The sequence below is a fragment of the Maribacter sp. MS6 genome, from assembly GCF_056839185.1.
This window is the reverse complement of sequence record NZ_CM166389.1, coordinates 4198735-4216939: the sequence shown is the minus strand read 5'-3', so window position 1 is coordinate 4216939 and position 18205 is coordinate 4198735. Positions and strand designations below refer to the sequence as shown.

General features: G+C 39.3%; 11 protein-coding genes. 9 read left to right on the top strand and 2 right to left on the bottom strand.

Annotated features, from left to right (window positions below; all coding sequences use genetic code 11):
- Positions 1 to 79: 79 nt before the first annotated feature.
- Complete coding sequence (locus tag MS6x_RS18350; RefSeq protein ID WP_482604141.1) at positions 80 to 2575, top strand: TonB-dependent receptor plug domain-containing protein; 2496 nt, start codon at positions 80 to 82, stop codon at positions 2573 to 2575.
- A gap of 23 nt (positions 2576 to 2598) precedes the next feature.
- Here MS6x_RS18350 and MS6x_RS18345 read toward each other — a convergent pair whose 3' ends face one another.
- Positions 2599 to 3708 carry a glycoside hydrolase family protein gene (locus MS6x_RS18345; RefSeq protein ID WP_482604140.1) on the bottom strand — a complete coding sequence of 370 codons (1110 nt, stop codon included), beginning with the start codon at positions 3706 to 3708 and terminating at the stop codon, positions 2599 to 2601.
- Between the two features lie 258 nt (positions 3709 to 3966).
- Between MS6x_RS18345 and MS6x_RS18340 the strand changes: the two genes are divergently transcribed.
- From MS6x_RS18340 to MS6x_RS18310, 7 genes are all read left to right on the top strand, one after another.
- Positions 3967 to 5736: an AMP-dependent synthetase/ligase gene (locus MS6x_RS18340; RefSeq protein ID WP_482604138.1), complete on the top strand. Its 1770-nt coding sequence runs from the start codon at positions 3967 to 3969 to the stop codon at positions 5734 to 5736.
- A 185-nt stretch (positions 5737 to 5921) separates the two neighbouring features.
- Entirely contained in the window at positions 5922 to 6167 is a 246-nt protein-coding gene (locus tag MS6x_RS18335) for a hypothetical protein (protein ID WP_482604137.1), read from the top strand.
- A 103-nt stretch (positions 6168 to 6270) separates the two neighbouring features.
- Positions 6271 to 6723 (top strand): MarR family winged helix-turn-helix transcriptional regulator, encoded by a 453-nt coding sequence (locus tag MS6x_RS18330; protein WP_482604136.1) that lies wholly within the window; start codon positions 6271 to 6273, stop codon positions 6721 to 6723.
- 16 nt (positions 6724 to 6739) lie between these two features.
- On the top strand, positions 6740 to 9145 hold the full coding sequence (locus tag MS6x_RS18325) for a 3-hydroxyacyl-CoA dehydrogenase/enoyl-CoA hydratase family protein (protein WP_482604135.1): 2406 nt from the start codon (positions 6740 to 6742) through the stop codon (positions 9143 to 9145).
- 77 nt (positions 9146 to 9222) lie between these two features.
- A complete protein-coding gene (locus MS6x_RS18320; protein ID WP_482604133.1) occupies positions 9223 to 10413 on the top strand; it encodes an acetyl-CoA C-acyltransferase in 1191 nt (396 codons plus the stop codon).
- A gap of 74 nt (positions 10414 to 10487) precedes the next feature.
- Positions 10488 to 12299, top strand: coding sequence for an acyl-CoA dehydrogenase family protein (locus MS6x_RS18315; RefSeq protein WP_482604131.1), 1812 nt, complete (start codon positions 10488 to 10490; stop codon positions 12297 to 12299).
- 100 nt (positions 12300 to 12399) lie between these two features.
- Positions 12400 to 13827: a pyridoxal phosphate-dependent decarboxylase family protein gene (locus tag MS6x_RS18310; protein WP_482604129.1), complete on the top strand. Its 1428-nt coding sequence runs from the start codon at positions 12400 to 12402 to the stop codon at positions 13825 to 13827.
- A gap of 130 nt (positions 13828 to 13957) precedes the next feature.
- Here the strand turns inward: MS6x_RS18310 and MS6x_RS18305 are convergent, their stop codons facing one another.
- Positions 13958 to 15754: a glycoside hydrolase family 15 protein gene (locus tag MS6x_RS18305; RefSeq protein ID WP_482604127.1), complete on the bottom strand. Its 1797-nt coding sequence runs from the start codon at positions 15752 to 15754 to the stop codon at positions 13958 to 13960.
- Between the two features lie 204 nt (positions 15755 to 15958).
- On the opposite strand from MS6x_RS18305, the gene MS6x_RS18300 reads away from it, so the two are divergent.
- On the top strand, positions 15959 to 18172 hold the full coding sequence (locus MS6x_RS18300) for a bifunctional alpha,alpha-trehalose-phosphate synthase (UDP-forming)/trehalose-phosphatase (protein ID WP_482604126.1): 2214 nt from the start codon (positions 15959 to 15961) through the stop codon (positions 18170 to 18172).
- The last annotated feature ends 33 nt before the right edge of the window (positions 18173 to 18205 follow it).

The window sequence follows — 18205 nt, the reverse complement described above, 5'->3', positions numbered from 1 at the left end:
AATGCATCTTCCATAAATTTTTGTTAATGTTAACTTTTGGATAATTTTACCATACTTTTCTTACCTATTTTTAGGAAGTATGAAAAATCCTGTTCAGAAATTTCTATGTGCATCCGTTGTGCATCGGTTTATTACAGTTATTGGTTTATTTTTTCTGTTCTGTCCTTTCGAAAACACATTTGCCCAAGAGGACTATCCGGCATCGGAAAAGGAACTTCCTCTTGAAAAAGTATACCTTCATTTAGACAGGAGTTTTTATACCGCCGGAGAGGATATTTGGTTTAAAGCCTATCTTATGGATGCTAGAGACCATACCCCTAACACCCTTAGCGAAATTGTATATGTGGAGCTCATAGACCCAAACACCAAAGTGATAGCGCAAAGGACACTTAAAACGAAAAAGGGCTCCTCGGCCGGTGATTTTAAGATTCCGGTAAAATCCACTAGGGGTACCTACACTATTAGGGCGTACACGAATTACATGCGTAATTTTGGAACCAGCACGTTCTTCACCGAAGAAATTTTAGTAAATACCGCGAATTCCCCGGCAATAGAAAGCGATGAGGACCCAGACAACCCATATACAAACTTAGATATTCAATTTTTTCCCGAAGGTGGGTACATCATAAACGGATTTTTAAATCCGATCGCCTTTAAAGCCCTTGGTAAAAACGGTGAAAGCATTGAAGTTAACGGGAGCTTGGTAGATGATCTCGGAAATGAGGTCACACGTTTCACTACCAGCCATTTGGGCATGGGCCTGTTCCATTTTATTCCAAAGGTGAATAGAAAATACCATGCGATACTAGCGCAAAGCGATAAAGAACAACGATTTGAAATGCCCAAACCACTTCCCAGTGGAGTGCTTATGACCGTTTCCAATCAAGAGGATTTCTACAAAATAGAATTAAAAGCGACAGAAGACCACAAAATCAAAGACTATCTCCTAATTGGTAAACAGGGAGGTGCGTTGCGGTTTAATCTGACCGTGAATACCAATAAGCAGGAAAATTCGACCATAGTTAAAGTGGTAAAAAATATTTTGGATGAAGGTATTTTACAACTCACCTTGGTAAACCAAAACAATAAACCCATTGCAGAACGACTCCTATTTCACGAAAAGGAAACTGGCATGCCTATCGTAAAAATTACCTGTGATAGAGACGTCTATGACAAAAGAGCACCGGTGGTCATGGAAATTGCCTTGGACTCTTTGGACCTTACCAAAATTACCCCGGACATTTCTTTATCCGTCTCCAATGTAGCTGTAAATGCGGTAACGAACAATGTGACCGATATAAAAACATACCTACTGCTCAACTCCACTCTAAAAGGGAAAATAGAGCAACCGGGCTATTACTTTTATTCGAAGGCCCCAAATCGACAGCAACATTTAGATATTTTAATGCGTACCCAGGGATGGCGGCAATATATTTTAGAAGAAGAATTGGTGGCATCATCCAACTACTTTCTTCCTGAAAAAGGCATCATGATTTCTGGAAAAGTAGTCAATGCAAGCAACACAAAGGAACCGCTAACCGGATCCGTTTCGTTGACTTCCAATAGCGCAACAGAGATGTTACAGGATAAGGTAAATACAGAAGATGATGGTACATTTAGTTTCATGAACCTAGACTTTACGGATACCACTAACGTTTTGTTAAGTGCAAATGTATATTACCCTAAAAAGAAAAGAAACCCTACCCTTATTTATAAAATCAAATTAGATTCGGTAAGTTTACCTTACATCAATCCCTTTGATCTTAATTCCGCTGATAATGGTTTCCTAAATAACAGGAAAGAAAGCATGGCTCGATTTACAGGAGCATATGACCAAGCGCAAGAGACAACTTTATCATTTTTATATAGTGATAAAACCATACAACTGGATGAGGCTTTTATAGCTAGTAAAAAGGAAAATAAGGTAAATAAATATGAAGTTAAAAGAAAGATATCCCTATACAAAACACCTTCACAAACTGTAGATTTTGAAGACTTCAAAGAGATGGGTTTTACAAATCTTCTAGACGCATTAAGGGGCAGGGTACCCGGACTTAGCATTAGAGATGATACCGTGTATTTAAGATCCGCTTCTAATCTAACACAGAATGCAAATGCTGCACTGATTCTATTGAATGGCTCACCAGTAGGGAGCGATATTCTAAATCAAATGTTGCCTTCGGAAGTAGATTTCATTGATATACTAAAAGGACCCAGAGCAGCAATTTATGGTTCTAGAGCCGCTAACGGTGTTATTGCCGTTTATTCCAAGAACGGTACAGAATCATCTCGTACAAACAATACTGCGGGCGGATCGCTCAATTTTGAACATCCTGGATTTTACCCTGCTCGGAAATTCTATACGCCAAAGTACAATTTAAACCAAGAAGTAGGCAAAGACCTGGACATACGGACAACCCTACATTGGGAGCCTTATTTAAAATTGAATCCAGAGGGGAAAAGTAACATCTTTTTCTATGCGGGAGATATTTCGGGAGCATACCAAGTTGTATTGGAAGGTATTTCCTCTTTGGGCACTCCTATTTACCAAACCGCAACTTTTAATGTAAATTAAAATTTAACATATTCACAACTGGACTATTTATATTCAGCATAAATTGCTTTTTCAAATTCCTCCCAATGCTCTGGCTTCATCCGTTCTGGTGTAAAAAGGCAAATACCAGTTGCACCATTCTCCATGGAAACGCGAATGGCCGTTCCTATTTCCGAAGGTAAAAGACCATGGTTTTCAGGATCGTTTTCATTGGTTTTATTCTCCGGATTAGGACAAATAAATAATCCACTATAAACAGGCTTCACACCATTTACGGCCGCCACCTCCTCTTTAACAACCTCCCCCACCCATTCAGGGCCTTTTAAATAAAAGTCGTTATAATTCATAGGATACACTGCATCCAATTCCCATTTGTTCCACTCTTGTCGTACCAATTTTTTTGCAATAGTTGGTCCGGGGAAAACAGCAGCATTTATTTCTTTATCCTTTTCATGCACTACTTTGGCCAAGCGCCCTACCATATCGGTGATCAAATCATAACGAAATTGTTTCCATTCTTCAACGTTTTGCGCCTCATCTCCGGCAGCTTTAATATCTATGCCTGTCTTGTTCATGAAGTTTCCCGTGCAAGTATCACAATAACAGTAATCATACTCCGCATACTCCTTGTCCATAACCAATCCATACTTATCCCACAATCCTTCTGCCAAAATCACATCTGGAAAGCGGATATAATCCAAGTGAATCCCGTCTATTTCAGGAACAGTAGCAACAGAACCATATAGATTGGACAGAAAGTTGTAAGTTCCTTCTTTACTCGGACACAAAAAGGTATAATAAGGTACATAGGCCGGTTTTTCCAATGCCGATTCTCCCTTCCGGTTTTGAGCATATAAATCTTCCGAAATCTTTGGATTCTTTCCCTGAACCATAGTCGGAATCCAAGCATGAAACTCCATTCCAGCTTTTTTAACTAGAGCACCTACCCTTTTGTAAGTGTCCGGATCATGTCCGCCATTATACATAAGTCCATCTATACCTTTCTCCTTATAATCTTGAAACCGTTCGGACAACTCTACATCGGTTGCATTACCGGGACCGCCAGTCCATGCGTATACCGGTATCTTAGATTCTTTTTTGATACATGAGCTAGCAAGACATAAAAAGGAGAAAAGAAGAAGAAACTTTTTCATTATAAACAATTTAAAATTTATGGTGTGAAAATAGAAAATACCTTAAGCTAAACGTTGATTCTTAGCTATATGACGCTGTTGAGAATACCAATAGCATAAAACTACTTTCTCCCCAATTTATATACAGGTAAAGATTTCCATTAATGAAATTTATAACATCAATTAGAATTTTTAAAAATAATACACGTCAAATTAGGAATACCATTTTAAATATTGGGGTTCTTTCGCTATTTTGCAATGACCTAAAAGAAACATGACATGCAAAAAGTGACCCGCCTTTTCGATTTTCCCTATTACCAATTGGAAAACTACAATTTGGACAAAGCTCTGGTGAGCAAAAAGGATGGTAAATGGATAGCCACGTCTACGCGGGAATATATTGATAAAGCAAATGCGCTTAGCCGCGGACTTCTACGATTAGGGGTTAAACAAAATGACAAAATTGCTATCATTTCCATGACAAATAGAACGGAATGGAATATTTGCGATATCGGAATTTTGCAGGTAGGTGCACAGAACGTACCTATTTATCCTACTATCTCGGAGGAGGATTATGAGTATGTTTTGAATCACTCCGAAGCTACCTACTGCTTTGTTTCTTGTAAAGAGGTACTGGATAAAGTACTATCTATAGGTGAAAGGCTTAAAAATATAAAAGAGATTTTCTCTTTTGACGATTTAGATAATTGCGAAAGTTGGACGAGCGTTTTAAAAAAAGGGGCTGATGAAAGTAACCAGCAAGAAGTAGAAGCGAGAATGGAAGCTGTAAAACCAGGGGATTTAGCCACCCTCATTTATACCTCTGGAACAACCGGGCGACCAAAAGGAGTAATGCTTTCGCATAATAACATTGTATCCAATGTAATTGCAAGTAAGGCTCGTGTGCCTTTTGAACCTGGAGCTAGTGCCTTAAGCTTTCTTCCGGTATGCCACATTTTTGAACGTATGATTCTTTATTTATATCAATATTGTGGTATCAATATCCATTTTGCAGAAGGATTGGATAAAATAAGTGACAATCTAAAGGAAGTGAAACCCAATGTAATGACCGTTGTTCCGCGACTGTTGGAGAAAGTATATGATTCTATAATTGCTAAAGGGTCGGCTTTGACGGGTATAAAGAAAAGTCTCTTTTTCTGGGCAGTGGAACTGGGCCTAAAGTTTGAACCTTACGGACAAAACGGATGGTGGTATGAACAAAAATTAGGCCTGGCACGCAAGCTAATTTTTAGCAAGTGGAAGGAAGGTCTAGGCGGAAATTTAGATACCATGGTTTCCGGTAGTGCAGCCTTGCAGTCTAGATTGGGCCGTATCTTTGGAGCGGCCGATATCCCGGTTATGGAAGGGTATGGTTTAACCGAAACTTCCCCTGTTATTTCGGTTAACCAAGTTGATGGCGGTGGATGGCGTATTGGATGTGTGGGTCGTGTAATTAATGACGTAGAAGTAAAAATTGCCAGTGATGGTGAAATACTATGTAAAGGTCCCAATGTCATGATGGGCTATTATAAGGACGCTGAAAAAACAGCAGAAGTATTGAAAGATGGTTATTTTCATACGGGTGATATAGGTGAAATAGATTCTGATGGATTTTTAAAGATAACCGACCGAAAGAAAGAAATGTTCAAAACATCCGGTGGCAAATATGTGGCACCCCAATTATTGGAGAACCGCTTTAAGCAATCGCGATTCATAGAACAGATTATGGTCGTAGGAGAGGGAGAAAAAATGCCAGCTGCGTTAATACAACCAAATTTCGAATTTTTATATCAATGGGCAGAAAAGCATAATATTACTTTAAGCGAAAATTCCGATATTATCCTGAATGAAAAAGTTCTAGCACGTTTTCAAGAAGAAGTAGATGCTGCAAATACAGATTTTGCAAAATGGGAAAAGGTTAAGGCTTTTCGTTTAACTCCAGATGTTTGGACTATTGATGAAGGCCACCTAACCCCTACAATGAAATTAAGACGCAAAATTGTAAAAGGTAAATATGAGAGCTTATACAATTCTATTTATGGTCATTAGCATCCGGCATTAATCTCAAATTAATGATTCCTCTACTATGGCATTTAAAAGGTATACGGTAATACCACGGTAATTTATTTGGTGCCAACTGTATTTGGCGCTGTGGCCATTATACCTTCCATATTATCAGATAATATGAGTTAGGAACATAAAAAAAAAGGGTAGTACTAACTTATTGGTGAAGAATGAACTTTCTAAAAAACAAAACATCGGCACAGCTAAAGACTTGGAATAAAATATGCTTTGCAGCAGCCATACTAGTCCTGCTCGCCATGTTTGCCCTTTTAGGCGTAGCGCTATTTCAAATATCCGATGGTACAGAAAATGCCGTATTTACAGCTCTAGCCCCTTCAATACTACTTCCTATCATATTTGTTCCTATTCTTTTTTCGGCCCTAATCAGCAGCGAACTAAAGAAAAGGAAGCACTAAAAATCTTAACTACTACTAAACAGGATTTTAGCCATACATTTCAACAAATTTATTATGCATGCATAATAAATTTTCCTATATTTGATGTCGAACGAATAATTAAATGAAGGAAATTACAATTGATTACGCACTTCGCGCAACTTGGCAAGCAGTTGCCAGAATGTATAACGAGGAGGCCAAACAATTTGATACCACTATGGCGGTAGGCTTTACCTTATTAAGTATAGACCCAAAAACCGGAACGCCATCAACAGCTTTGGGGCCTATTATGGGAATGGAAGCCACTAGCCTTTCCAGAATTTTAAAGAGTATGGAGGAAAAAGGACTTATTGAGCGCAAGCCCAATCCTGCCGACGGTCGTGGTGTCCTTATCCACCTAACAGATTTTGGACTGGAAAAAAGAAAGGATTCCAAGGATGTAGTCATGCGTTTTAATGAAGTGGTAAAACAAGAAGTGGACAATGAAAAGCTACAGCATTTTTTTGAGGTTACGGAAACCATAAATAAGCTTATTGCAGATAAGAAGATATATATAAAGAATATAACAAATCATTAATATCAGGGGATAGTACATGAACAAGCACATTAAAAAGGTAGCAGTAATTGGCTCTGGAATCATGGGAAGCGGAATCGCTTGCCACTTTGCCAATATTGGGGTTGAAGTCTTATTATTGGACATCGTGCCCAGAGAATTAAACGACAAAGAAAAGGCTAAAGGACTTACTTTGGAAGACAAGGTGGTTAGAAATAGGATGGTCAATGATTCGTTGATTGCCGCTTTGAAATCAAAGCCCTCTCCTATTTACCATCAAAAATTTGCCAGTAGAATTACCACGGGTAATCTTGAAGACGATATCGCAAAAGTCAGTCAAGTAGATTGGATTATTGAAGTAGTCGTTGAGCGTTTGGATATCAAAAAAATGGTCTTCGAAAATCTTGAAAAGCACAGAACCCCCGGTACCTTAATCACATCAAATACCTCAGGTATTCCAATCAAATTCATGAGCGAAGGCAGAAGTGATGATTTCCAAAAACACTTTTGTGGAACGCACTTTTTTAACCCTGCTAGATATTTAAAATTATTTGAAATCATACCCGGGCCAAAAACATCTCCAGAAGTATTGGATTTCTTAAATGGTTACGGAGAACAGTTTTTAGGAAAGACATCGGTAGTCGCTAAAGATACACCTGCCTTTATAGGAAACCGTATTGGTATTTTCAGTATCCAAAGCTTGTTCCATGCCGTTAAGGAAATGGGAATGACCGTTGAAGAAGTAGATAAATTAACGGGGCCGGTAATCGGTAGACCAAAATCGGCCACGTTCAGAACTGTAGATGTTGTTGGTTTAGATACCTTGGTGCATGTAGCCAACGGTATTGCCGATAATTGTAAAGAAGACGAAAGACACGCATTATTTGCACTGCCCGACTTTATTTCCACCATGATGGAAAACAAATGGTTGGGAAGCAAGACCGGTCAAGGTTTTTATAAAAAATCTAAAGATGCCAAGGGTAACACCGAAATTCTAACCCTGGATTTGGATACCATGGACTACAGGTCTAAGAAAAGTGCCAAGTTTGCTACTTTGGAACTGACCAAAACAGTGGATAAAGTTGTGGATCGCTTTTCAGTTTTAGTTGGCGGAAAAGACAAGGCGGGTGAGTTTTACAGAAAGAGTTTCGGAGAATTATTCGCTTATGTATCGCACCGTATTCCAGAAATAACCGATGAATTATATAAGATCGATGATGCGATGAAGGCTGGTTTCGGATGGGAGCATGGACCATTCCAAATATGGGATGCTGTTGGTCTTGATAAAGGTTTGGAATTTATTGGTGCCGAAGGCCAAGAAGCAGCAAAATGGGTTTCGGAAATGAAGGCAGCGGATATAACCTCCTTTTATACGGTAAAAGATGGGGCCACATATTTCTATGATATCCCATCTAAGAAAATGGTTAAAATACCAGGACAGGATGCATTTATCATTCTGGACAACATTAGAAAATCCAAGGAAGTATTTAAAAACTCCGGAGTTGTTGTTGAATATTTAGGTGATGGAATTTTAAATGTGGAGTTCCAATCCAAAATGAATACCATTGGCGGTGATGTTTTAGCGGGATTAAACAAGGCTATTGACCTAGCAGAAAAAGAGTATCAAGCATTGGTTGTTGGTAATCAAGCAGCAAATTTCTCTGTAGGTGCCAACATTGGTATGATCTTTATGATGGCAGTGGAGCAGGAATATGATGAGCTAAATATGGCCATAAAGATGTTCCAAGATACCATGATGCGCATGCGTTATTCATCTATCCCAACCGTAGCTGCCCCGCATGGAATGGCCTTAGGTGGTGGTTGTGAGTTATCATTACACGCTGATAAAGTGGTTGCCGCGGCAGAAACTTATATGGGACTTGTAGAATTTGGCGTTGGTGTTATCCCAGGCGGTGGTGGTTCCAAGGAACTAGCACTTAGAGCTTCGGATACCTTTAGAAAAGGAGATGTAGAGTTAAATATTTTACAAGAGTATTTCCTTACTATAGGAATGGCAAAAGTATCCACATCTGCTTATGAAGCTTTTGATATGGGAATACTTCAAAAAGGAAAAGATATTGTCGTGGTGAATAAAGACCGTCAAATTGCAACAGCGAAGGCACATGCAAAATTGATGGCAGAAGCCGGCTACACACAACCACCTGCTAGAAATGACGTAAAAGTTCTAGGTAAGCAGGCGCTAGGTATGTTCTTAGTAGGAACAGATTCTATGGAAGCGAGTCACTACATCAGTGAGCACGATAAAAAGATTGCAAATAAGTTAGCCTACGTAATGGCGGGTGGCGATTTATCTGAACCAACACTAGTTTCTGAGCAATACCTGTTGGATATTGAACGAGAAGCATTTCTTTCACTTTGCACAGAAAGAAAGACTTTGGAAAGAATTCAGCATATGCTGAAAACTGGAAAACCGTTGAGAAATTAAGAGCGTTAGTAGCCTATTAAACAATGTAGATAAATTTGCTAAAAGCCAAAAGCCGATAGCTAAAAGTATAATAAAACATGAAAACAGCATATATAGTTAAAGCATACAGAACTGCAGTCGGAAAAGCTCCCAAAGGAGTATTCCGTTTTAAAAGAACGGATGAATTAGCAGCGGAAACCATCGACTACATGATGAAGGAACTGCCTGATTTTGATAAAAAACGAATTGATGATGTCATTGTAGGTAATGCAATGCCAGAAGGTTCACAGGGTTTGAATATGGCACGTCTTATCTCTTTAATGGGATTGGATATAGTAGACGTTCCCGGAGTAACAGTCAACCGTTTTTGCTCCTCAGGAATTGAAACTATTGGTATAGCTACGGCTAAAATTCAATCGGGCATGGCAGACTGTATCATCGCAGGTGGCGCAGAAAGCATGAGTGCTGTACCTATGACCGGTTACAAAACAGAATTAAACTATGATGTAGTTAAAGCTGGCCATGAGGATTATTATTGGGGAATGGGAAACACAGCCGAAGCTGTTGCCAATGAATTCAAGGTATCTCGTGAGGACCAAGATGAATTTGCCTACAACTCGCATATGAAAGCACTACGGGCACAAGCCGAGGATAGATTCCAAGACCAAATTGTTCCTATAGAAGTGGAAGAGACCTTTGTGGGATCTGATGGGAAAAAGGCTATAAAAAAATATACGGTAACCAAGGATGAAGGTCCTAGAAAGGGAACTTCGGTAGAGGTGCTGAACAAGTTGAGACCTGTTTTTGCGGCTGGTGGAAGTGTTACTGCCGGTAACTCATCACAAATGAGCGATGGTGCAGCTTTTGTTTTGATCATGAGCGAAGATATGGTCAAAGAGCTTAATCTTGAACCTATTGCTAGATTAGTTAATTATGCTGCTGCTGGTGTTCCTCCAAGAATAATGGGGATTGGACCAGTTGCTGCCATCCCTAAGGCTTTGAAACAAGCTGGTTTAAAACAAAATGATATCAATTTAATTGAATTGAATGAAGCGTTTGCTTCGCAATCATTGGCCGTGATAAGAGAGCTGAATTTAAATCCAGATATCTTAAACGTCAATGGAGGTGCAATTGCCCTAGGTCATCCACTGGGCTGTACAGGAGCCAAATTATCGGTTCAACTATTCGATGAGATGCGCAAAAGAAATATGCAAGGCCAGTATGGTATGGTAACCATGTGCGTGGGAACCGGACAAGGTGCTGCCGGAATATTTGAATTTTTAAACTAATAACTAAAACATAAGTACCAAGCTATTTAGCAAGTCGCATATTACTTGATACTTTTTACTTAATACTATTTAACATGAGTACAGAAACAGCAAACAAAGAAATACTACGCGGAGGGCAATTCTTAGTAAAAGAAACAAATTGCGAAGATGTTTTCACTTTAGAAGATTTAAGTGAAGAGCAAAAAATGATGCGTGATAGCACGAAAGAATTCGTAGATAGAGAACTATGGGCACATTGGGAACGCTTTGAACAAAAAGACTATGCGTATACTGAAGAGACCATGCGTAAAGCGGGTGAACTAGGATTATTAAGTGTAGCCGTACCAGAATCTTATGGTGGTATGGGTATGGGTTTCGTATCTACTATGTTAGTATGTGATTATATCTCTGGAGCTACTGGATCTTTCAGCACTGCTTTTGGAGCACATACTGGTATTGGTACAATGCCAATCACCTTATACGGAACCGAAGAACAAAAACAAAAGTATGTTCCTAAATTAGCCTCTGGCGAATGGTTTGGAGCGTATTGCTTAACAGAACCAGGAGCTGGTTCTGATGCAAATTCAGGTAAAACAAAAGCGGTATTATCCGATGATGGGAAACACTACCATATCTCCGGACAAAAAATGTGGATTTCCAATGCAGGATTTTGTAGTGTATTCATAGTTTTTGCACGTATTGAAGATGATAAGAACATTACAGGGTTTATTGTAGAAAACGACCCAAGCAATGGTATTTCATTGGGCGATGAGGAAAAGAAATTGGGAATACACTCCTCCTCTACGCGTCAGGTTTTCTTTAGTGATACTAAAGTGCCTGTAGAAAATATGCTTTCGCAGCGTGGAAGTGGTTTTAAAATCGCCATGAACGCGTTAAACGTGGGTCGTATAAAACTGGCTGCCGCATGTTTGGACGCACAAAGACGGATCGTTAACGAGGCTACAAAATATGCCAATGAGCGTATACAATTTAAGACAGCCATTATGAATTTTGGTGCCATTAAGGCAAAGATTGCAGATATGGCTACCAACGTTTATGTTGACGAGGCAGCTTCTTATCGTGCAGCTAAGAATATTGAAGATCGTATTGCCATGCGTTTGGCAGATGGTAACACCCACCAAGAAGCAGAATTAAAGGGTGTGGAGGAATATGCTATCGAGTGTTCTATCCTAAAAGTTGCGGTTTCAGAACACGTACAGCAAACCACGGATGAAGGGGTTCAAATATTTGGAGGTATGGGCTTTAGCGCAGATACACCAATGGAATCTGCATGGAGAGATGCTAGAATTGCCCGTATTTACGAAGGAACCAACGAAATTAACCGTATGTTGGCGGTGGGGATGTTGGTCAAAAAAGCAATGAAAGGCCATGTAGACCTTTTAGGACCTGCGACAGCGGTAGGAGAAGAATTAATGGGAATTCCTTCTTTTGACACGCCTGACTTCTCCGAACTTTTTGCAGAAGAAAAAGACTTAATCAAAAGATTAAAGAAGGTTTTCTTAATGGTCGCCGGTAGTGCAGTACAAAAATTTGGTCCTCAATTGGAGGAGCACCAACAATTAATGATGGCCGCATCCGATATTCTGATTCAAGCGTACTTAGCGGAATCTGCAATTTTAAGAACAGAAAAAAACGCAAAACGATTTGGAGAAGAAGCACAAGCCACCCAAATTGCCATGTCTAAACTTTATTTATACCGAGCTACAGAAATCGTAATACAAAAAGGAAAAGAAGCTATAGTTTCTTTTGCTGAAGGAGATGAGCAGCGCATGATGCTAATGGGCCTAAAACGTTTTACCAAGTATACAAACAATCCTAATGTCATTGCTTTACGTACGCAAATTGCAGAAAAAGTAGCGGCAGATAACGGCTATACATTTGACTAACTCAATGTACTTTTGTTTTCAAGCAAAAGCTAAACCGTCCGCCAAATTGGCGGACGGTTTTTTATTTGCACATATTCCGATAAGCGTCTAATTTTAGCAAATGAATGCATCCCTTCTACAACAGGTCTACGATACAGGAGCTTTCCGCAAAAAAGGTCACGAATTAATTGATCAGCTCGCAGATCATTTAGAGGATAAGCTACAACAGAAATCCGAAAACGCCATACATTGGAACGAACCTGAAAAGGAACTGGAATTTTGGAAAACATTCCTTCAAAATGGAGATAAGAATCAATTATTCCATGAAATCACTAAACGAACCACTTATATTCACCATCCGCACTATATAGGCCACCAAGTAAGTCCAACTGCACCCATCACCGCACTCACGGCAATGATAAGTGGGTTACTTAACAACGGAATGGCAGTATATGAAATGGGTATGTCCCCATCTGCAATAGAACGTGTGGTGACCGACATACTGTGTAAAAAAATTGGCTTTGATACTACTTCTGGCGGGTTTATAACTTCAGGAGGCACTTTGGCCAACCTAACTGCATTGCTCACGGCACGAAAGGTAAAAGTGGAAGATGATGTCTGGAACAAGGGAACGCGACAACAACTGGGCATATTGGTAAGCGAAGAAGCACACTACTGCGTAGATCGTGCCGCTAAGATTATGGGATTAGGTGAACAGGGTATTATTAAAATCCCAGTTACCTCAGATTTTAGAATGGATACAGCACTTTTAAAGAAAAAGTATGAAGAAGCCCAAGAAGCCGGCATTCATATTTTTGCCATTATCGGTAGTGCTCCCTGTACTGCGACCGGAGCATTTGATGACCTTGAACAAATAGCAAGATTTGCTAAGGAAAAGGGTATCTGGTTTCACGTGGATGGTGCGCATGGCGGAGCTGCCATTTTTTCCCCTAAATATAAAACGCTTTTAAAAGGAATTGACCAAGCTGATTCTGTGGTGATAGACGGTCATAAGATGATGATGATGCCCACTATTACTACCGCATTATTGTACAATAAAAGTGCTCATACAAATGTAACCTTCAGTCAAAAAGCAGACTACCTTTTAACGGAATCCGAATTAGAAGATTGGTGCAACTCCGGCAAAAAGACTTTTGAGTGCACCAAGACTATGATGAGCATTCATTGGTTTACCATGCTCAAACTCTATGGCGAAAACGTTTTTGATGCTTATGTAACCCACCTTTTTGACATGGGTTCCCAGTTTGCAGAAATCATTAAGGAACACTCCCTATTTGAATTGGCCGTAGCACCAATGTCTAACATTGTTTGTTTTAAATATATGGACAACAGTAAATCCATCAAGGCCCAAAACAATCAGAATGAAGCCATACGGCAAGCCTTGTTAGAAGATGGCGAATTCTATATTGTACAAACAAAATTAAAAGGGATTCACTATTTAAGGATTACTGTTATGAACCCGTTCACAACCAAAATCCATTTTAAAAACTTGCTAGATAAAATTTGTACACTAGCTGTTAGGATATAACTAAGCTAGTTTTGAAAATTAAATAGGTGTCATATCAAGAGTAGTCGAAATGCCTTTGAATGAATCAACCTATAAATCTTCGGCTGCGCTTAGAATGACAGAAAAATTATCATTATTTTTTGTCGTAATACTAGCTAATAGACTCTAAAACCTGTTCCTCACTTACCTTATTTGAAAAGAGAACTGCACACTCTATCAAAGCTAAATGGGAGTACGCTTGAGGAAAGTTACCTAGCAACCTTTTTGTCTTAAAATCAATATCTTCACTAAAGAGACCTAAATGATTACTATAAGATAATAATTTATCAAATTGCTTCATGGCTTTTTCTTCTTCCCCAATTTTAAAGAGGCTGTTGATAAACCAAAACGTACATATTGTAAACGAAGATGATGGTAATCCAAAATCATCTTCGTTTTTATAGCGATACAGCAAACCATCGTTGCTTAGTTCCTTCTCTATTGCTTTGACGGTACTTACAAATTTTGGGTCCTTAGCATGGATAAATCCGTAGGATTCCATTAATAGAACAGAAGCATCCATATCCGAACTACCATAGGATTGTGTAAAAGCCCTCACGTCGGCATTCCAAGCATGTTCATGGATGTCATTTTTTATTTCCTGCTCCAAAGCCGTCCATTTTTGAATTTTGGCTGTCTTTTTAAAAATCCGTGCCACTTTAATTGCTCTGTCTATAGCCACCCAACAAAGCACCTTGGAAAAGGTAAAATGCCGATCTTCTGCCCTAAATTCCCAGATACCCTTATCGGCCTCTTTCCAATGGTTGGAAACAATCCAAACAATTCCTTTGGTAATGCCCCAAAGTTCCTCCCCATTTTCGGTATCATTACTGTACTTGGATAACTGCTGATAAATAACATCCATTAAAATACCATAAATATCGTTCTGCTTTTGCTTGTAAGCAGCATTTCCGACACGAACAGGCGCCGAACCTTTATAGCCCGCTAAGTGTTCCAAAGTAATTTCGGTCAACTTTTTTTCTTTGTTGATACCGTACATGATCTGCAGTTTTTCATCCTTATCCGGAATGAGGTCCACAATGAACTGCAAGTAGCGCTTCGCCACATTCCTATGGCCCAAATCGCCTATCACCTTAATGGCCATAGAGGCATCCCGTATCCAACAAAAGCGATAATCCCAGTTTCGTACTTCGCCAATAGTCTCGGGCAACGATGTAGTAGCCGCTGCCAGTACCGCACCGGTTTTATCATAACTTAATAACTTAAGGGTAATAGCACTGCGGCTGATTTGAGTATTGTACTTTTTGTAATTTGGCGTTTTATCGCTCCAATTCAGCCAATAGACCTTCGTACGTTCCAGTTCTGTATATATTTTTCGAACAGATGGCTGAAACAGTTTTTCGTTATAGCCCATTAAAAAATAACCGTCGTCTTCCAATATTATTTCCCTTCCTTCCAACACTGCGTTTTTGTTAAAGGAGGTGTATAAAAAACAGGTGTCAAACTTCTCGCCGTGGGTAAGACTTACGATAAAGTTCTTTTTTACAAACGTCTCCGTTTTACCCAAGGCATATTCCAATTTTGGATTGTAATTAACCTTGAATACAGGCTTTCCAGCTATGTGCTTAAAAAATCGAATTAACTCCGGCGGCGAATTATACCCATCTTCCTTGCGGTATCTAGGCATAAAGTCACGGATTTCAAAAATATCGTTACCGTTCGTAAATCGTGTGATTAAAATAGCGGTATGCTTTTTATAACGTTGCTTTATGGAGTAGGAATCATCCACATGAATTTCAAAGCTTCCCCCAATTTCGTCATCCAATAATTTTGCAAAAACCGAAGAAGAGTCGAACTCTGGCAAACAGCACCAATCAATAGCCCCTGTTTTAGATACCAAGGCTGCGCTTCTACAATTCCCTATAATTCCATAATCTAAATTATCCATGTATGTGTTTCTATTTCATTTCTGGGACTACCATTTCATTATCAATAACCTATTCACTCATATTCTAGGCTGCCTTTAATAAACGCCCTTCACATTGCAGTTTCGATAAAAATTTTGATTCAAATGAACTTTCAATTGGTATTACCCATGTTTTTGCCGAAATTGAGAGAAATTAAGTTCAAAACAAAACAAAATCGGCTATTTATGTCCAAAACTATCATAATCTCAAATAGACTGCCTGTACAATTACAAATTAGCAATGGAGACATTACTGCGATACCGAGTGTGGGCGGATTGGCAACGGGAATGAAATCTGTACATTCTGGTGGAGATAGTCTTTGGATTGGATGGAGTGGCCTAACAGATGAAGAAATTCCAGAGGAACTTGCACCGAAAATTGATAAGGCATTAGCAGAACACGGTTCATCTAAAGTAAAGTTGACCCAACAAGATGTAGATGGATTTTACTTTGGATTCAGCAACAGAACCGTGTGGCCTTTGTTCCATTACTTTTTGGAGTATTCGGAATTTGAACTTTCCAATTGGGAAACCTATAAAAAGGTAAACCAAAAATTTGCAGACGCTATTTTAGCAAAAGCGGACGAGAACGATACTATATGGGTACATGATTACCAATTAATGCTGGTTCCGCAAATGGTACGGGAACAGCGTCCTAACATTTCTATAGGTTTCTTTTTGCATATTCCTTTCCCCTCTTACGAGATCTTTAGGACCCTACCTTGGCGTAAAGAAATCTTACAAGGATTGCTTGGCTCCGATCTCATTGGGTTTCACACCTACGACTACGAACGACATTTTTTAAGCTCCGTACGCAGGCTTTTGGGCTTGGAGGTTAGTTTCAATGATATTTATTTAGAGGATAGGGTCATCAAGGTAGATTCCTTTCCAATGGGAATCGATTATAAAAAATTCAATGCTGCCGCCAAGGAACATTCCCAGCGTAGCGAGAGTGAAAAATCCGAATTACAAAAACGATTGGACACTCATAAAAAATCGGCTCCAGATGCCAAATTCTTTTTGTCCATTGACCGTTTAGATTACACAAAGGGTATTGCAAAACGCTTAAATGCCTATGAGTATTTCTTGAATAAATATCCTCAATACAAAGAGAAGGTTCGCCTAATTATCTTGGCGGTTCCCTCCCGCTCCAACGTGCCCCAATATCAATTGTTAAAAAAAGAGGTGGACGAACTCGTTGGCCGCATTAACGGGGAATTATCTACCGTAAGCTGGACGCCGATTTGGTACTTTTATAGATCCATGCCTTTTGATAATTTAATAGATCTCTACACCTCCTGCGATATTGCGTGGCTAACACCCATAAGAGATGGGATGAATCTGGTAGCTAAAGAATACATAGCCACAAGAACCGATAAAACAGGTGTGCTTATTTTAAGCGAAATGGCAGGATCTGCAAATGAAATGAACGAGTCGCTCCTCATAAACCCCAATAACTTTGAACAAATTGCCGATACGCTTTACCAAGCCATTAATATGCCCGAAAAAGAACAGCAGGAACGTAATGGTATTTTGCAAAAAAGATTGGAACGCTATAATGTAGAAAAATGGGCGAACGATTTCATGACATCATTGGTCAACCAAAAGGAAAAAGAGGATGTATATGTGTCCCGTAGACTATCCGTAGACCTAATGAATACAGTAATGAAAAACTATATCCAGGCTAAAAAACGACTCGTATTCTTAGATTATGATGGTACGTTGGCAGGGTTTCACAACGACCCGCAAAAAGCGAGTCCTGATGAGGCACTGTACAAATTGTTAGATGAAATTTCATCCCAGCCAAATACAGATATGTACCTTATTAGCGGAAGGGACAAGGAAACCTTTAGCAAATGGTTCCTTCCCAAAAAGTACAATATGATTGTGGAACATGGGGTATGGATTTCCCAAGGAGGCGAAGAGTTCCGAATGTTAGAAGCTGTTAAAAAGGACTGGATGTCCAAAATATTACCCGTTCTAGAATCTTTTGTAGATCGTACCCCAGGCAGTTTTATTGAAGAAAAAAACTATTCCTTGGCATGGCATTACCGCAACACCGACCCAGATTTTGGTCAAAAAAGGGCTATGGAGCTCAACACGGTATTAACCAGCCTTATTGCTAATGACGATTTAAGTGTCCTGAACGGTAATAAAGTAATGGAAATAAAGAGTAGCAACGTAAATAAAGGTAGGGCCTCCATGCGTGTTTATGCCGAAAAGGAATACGATTTTGTTTTTGCCATTGGCGATGATTGGACAGATGAGTTCATGTTCCAAGAATTGCCCGAGGAATCGGTTACCGTCAAGGTAGGACGCCAAAAAACACAAGCAAAATATTTTGTGGACAATACCAAAAACGTACGGGATATTTTAGCACGTTTTGCAGAGAAACGCTAATTTACAGGCGTCTTAATTACAAATTTCATCCTT

Bases quoted from the DNA above. Each gene is read 5' to 3' on its own strand.
- MS6x_RS18350 (WP_482604141.1), top strand. From the start codon at position 80: ATGAAAAATCCTGTTCAGAAATTTCTATGTGCATCCGTTGTGCATCGG.
- MS6x_RS18345 (WP_482604140.1), bottom strand. From the start codon at position 3,708: ATGAAAAAGTTTCTTCTTCTTTTCTCCTTTTTATGTCTTGCTAGCTCA.
- MS6x_RS18340 (WP_482604138.1), top strand. From the start codon at position 3,967: ATGCAAAAAGTGACCCGCCTTTTCGATTTTCCCTATTACCAATTGGAA.
- MS6x_RS18335 (WP_482604137.1), top strand. From the start codon at position 5,922: ATGAACTTTCTAAAAAACAAAACATCGGCACAGCTAAAGACTTGGAAT.
- MS6x_RS18330 (WP_482604136.1), top strand. From the start codon at position 6,271: ATGAAGGAAATTACAATTGATTACGCACTTCGCGCAACTTGGCAAGCA.
- MS6x_RS18325 (WP_482604135.1), top strand. From the start codon at position 6,740: ATGAACAAGCACATTAAAAAGGTAGCAGTAATTGGCTCTGGAATCATG.
- MS6x_RS18320 (WP_482604133.1), top strand. From the start codon at position 9,223: ATGAAAACAGCATATATAGTTAAAGCATACAGAACTGCAGTCGGAAAA.
- MS6x_RS18315 (WP_482604131.1), top strand. From the start codon at position 10,488: ATGAGTACAGAAACAGCAAACAAAGAAATACTACGCGGAGGGCAATTC.
- MS6x_RS18310 (WP_482604129.1), top strand. From the start codon at position 12,400: ATGAATGCATCCCTTCTACAACAGGTCTACGATACAGGAGCTTTCCGC.
- MS6x_RS18305 (WP_482604127.1), bottom strand. From the start codon at position 15,754: ATGGATAATTTAGATTATGGAATTATAGGGAATTGTAGAAGCGCAGCC.
- MS6x_RS18300 (WP_482604126.1), top strand. From the start codon at position 15,959: ATGTCCAAAACTATCATAATCTCAAATAGACTGCCTGTACAATTACAA.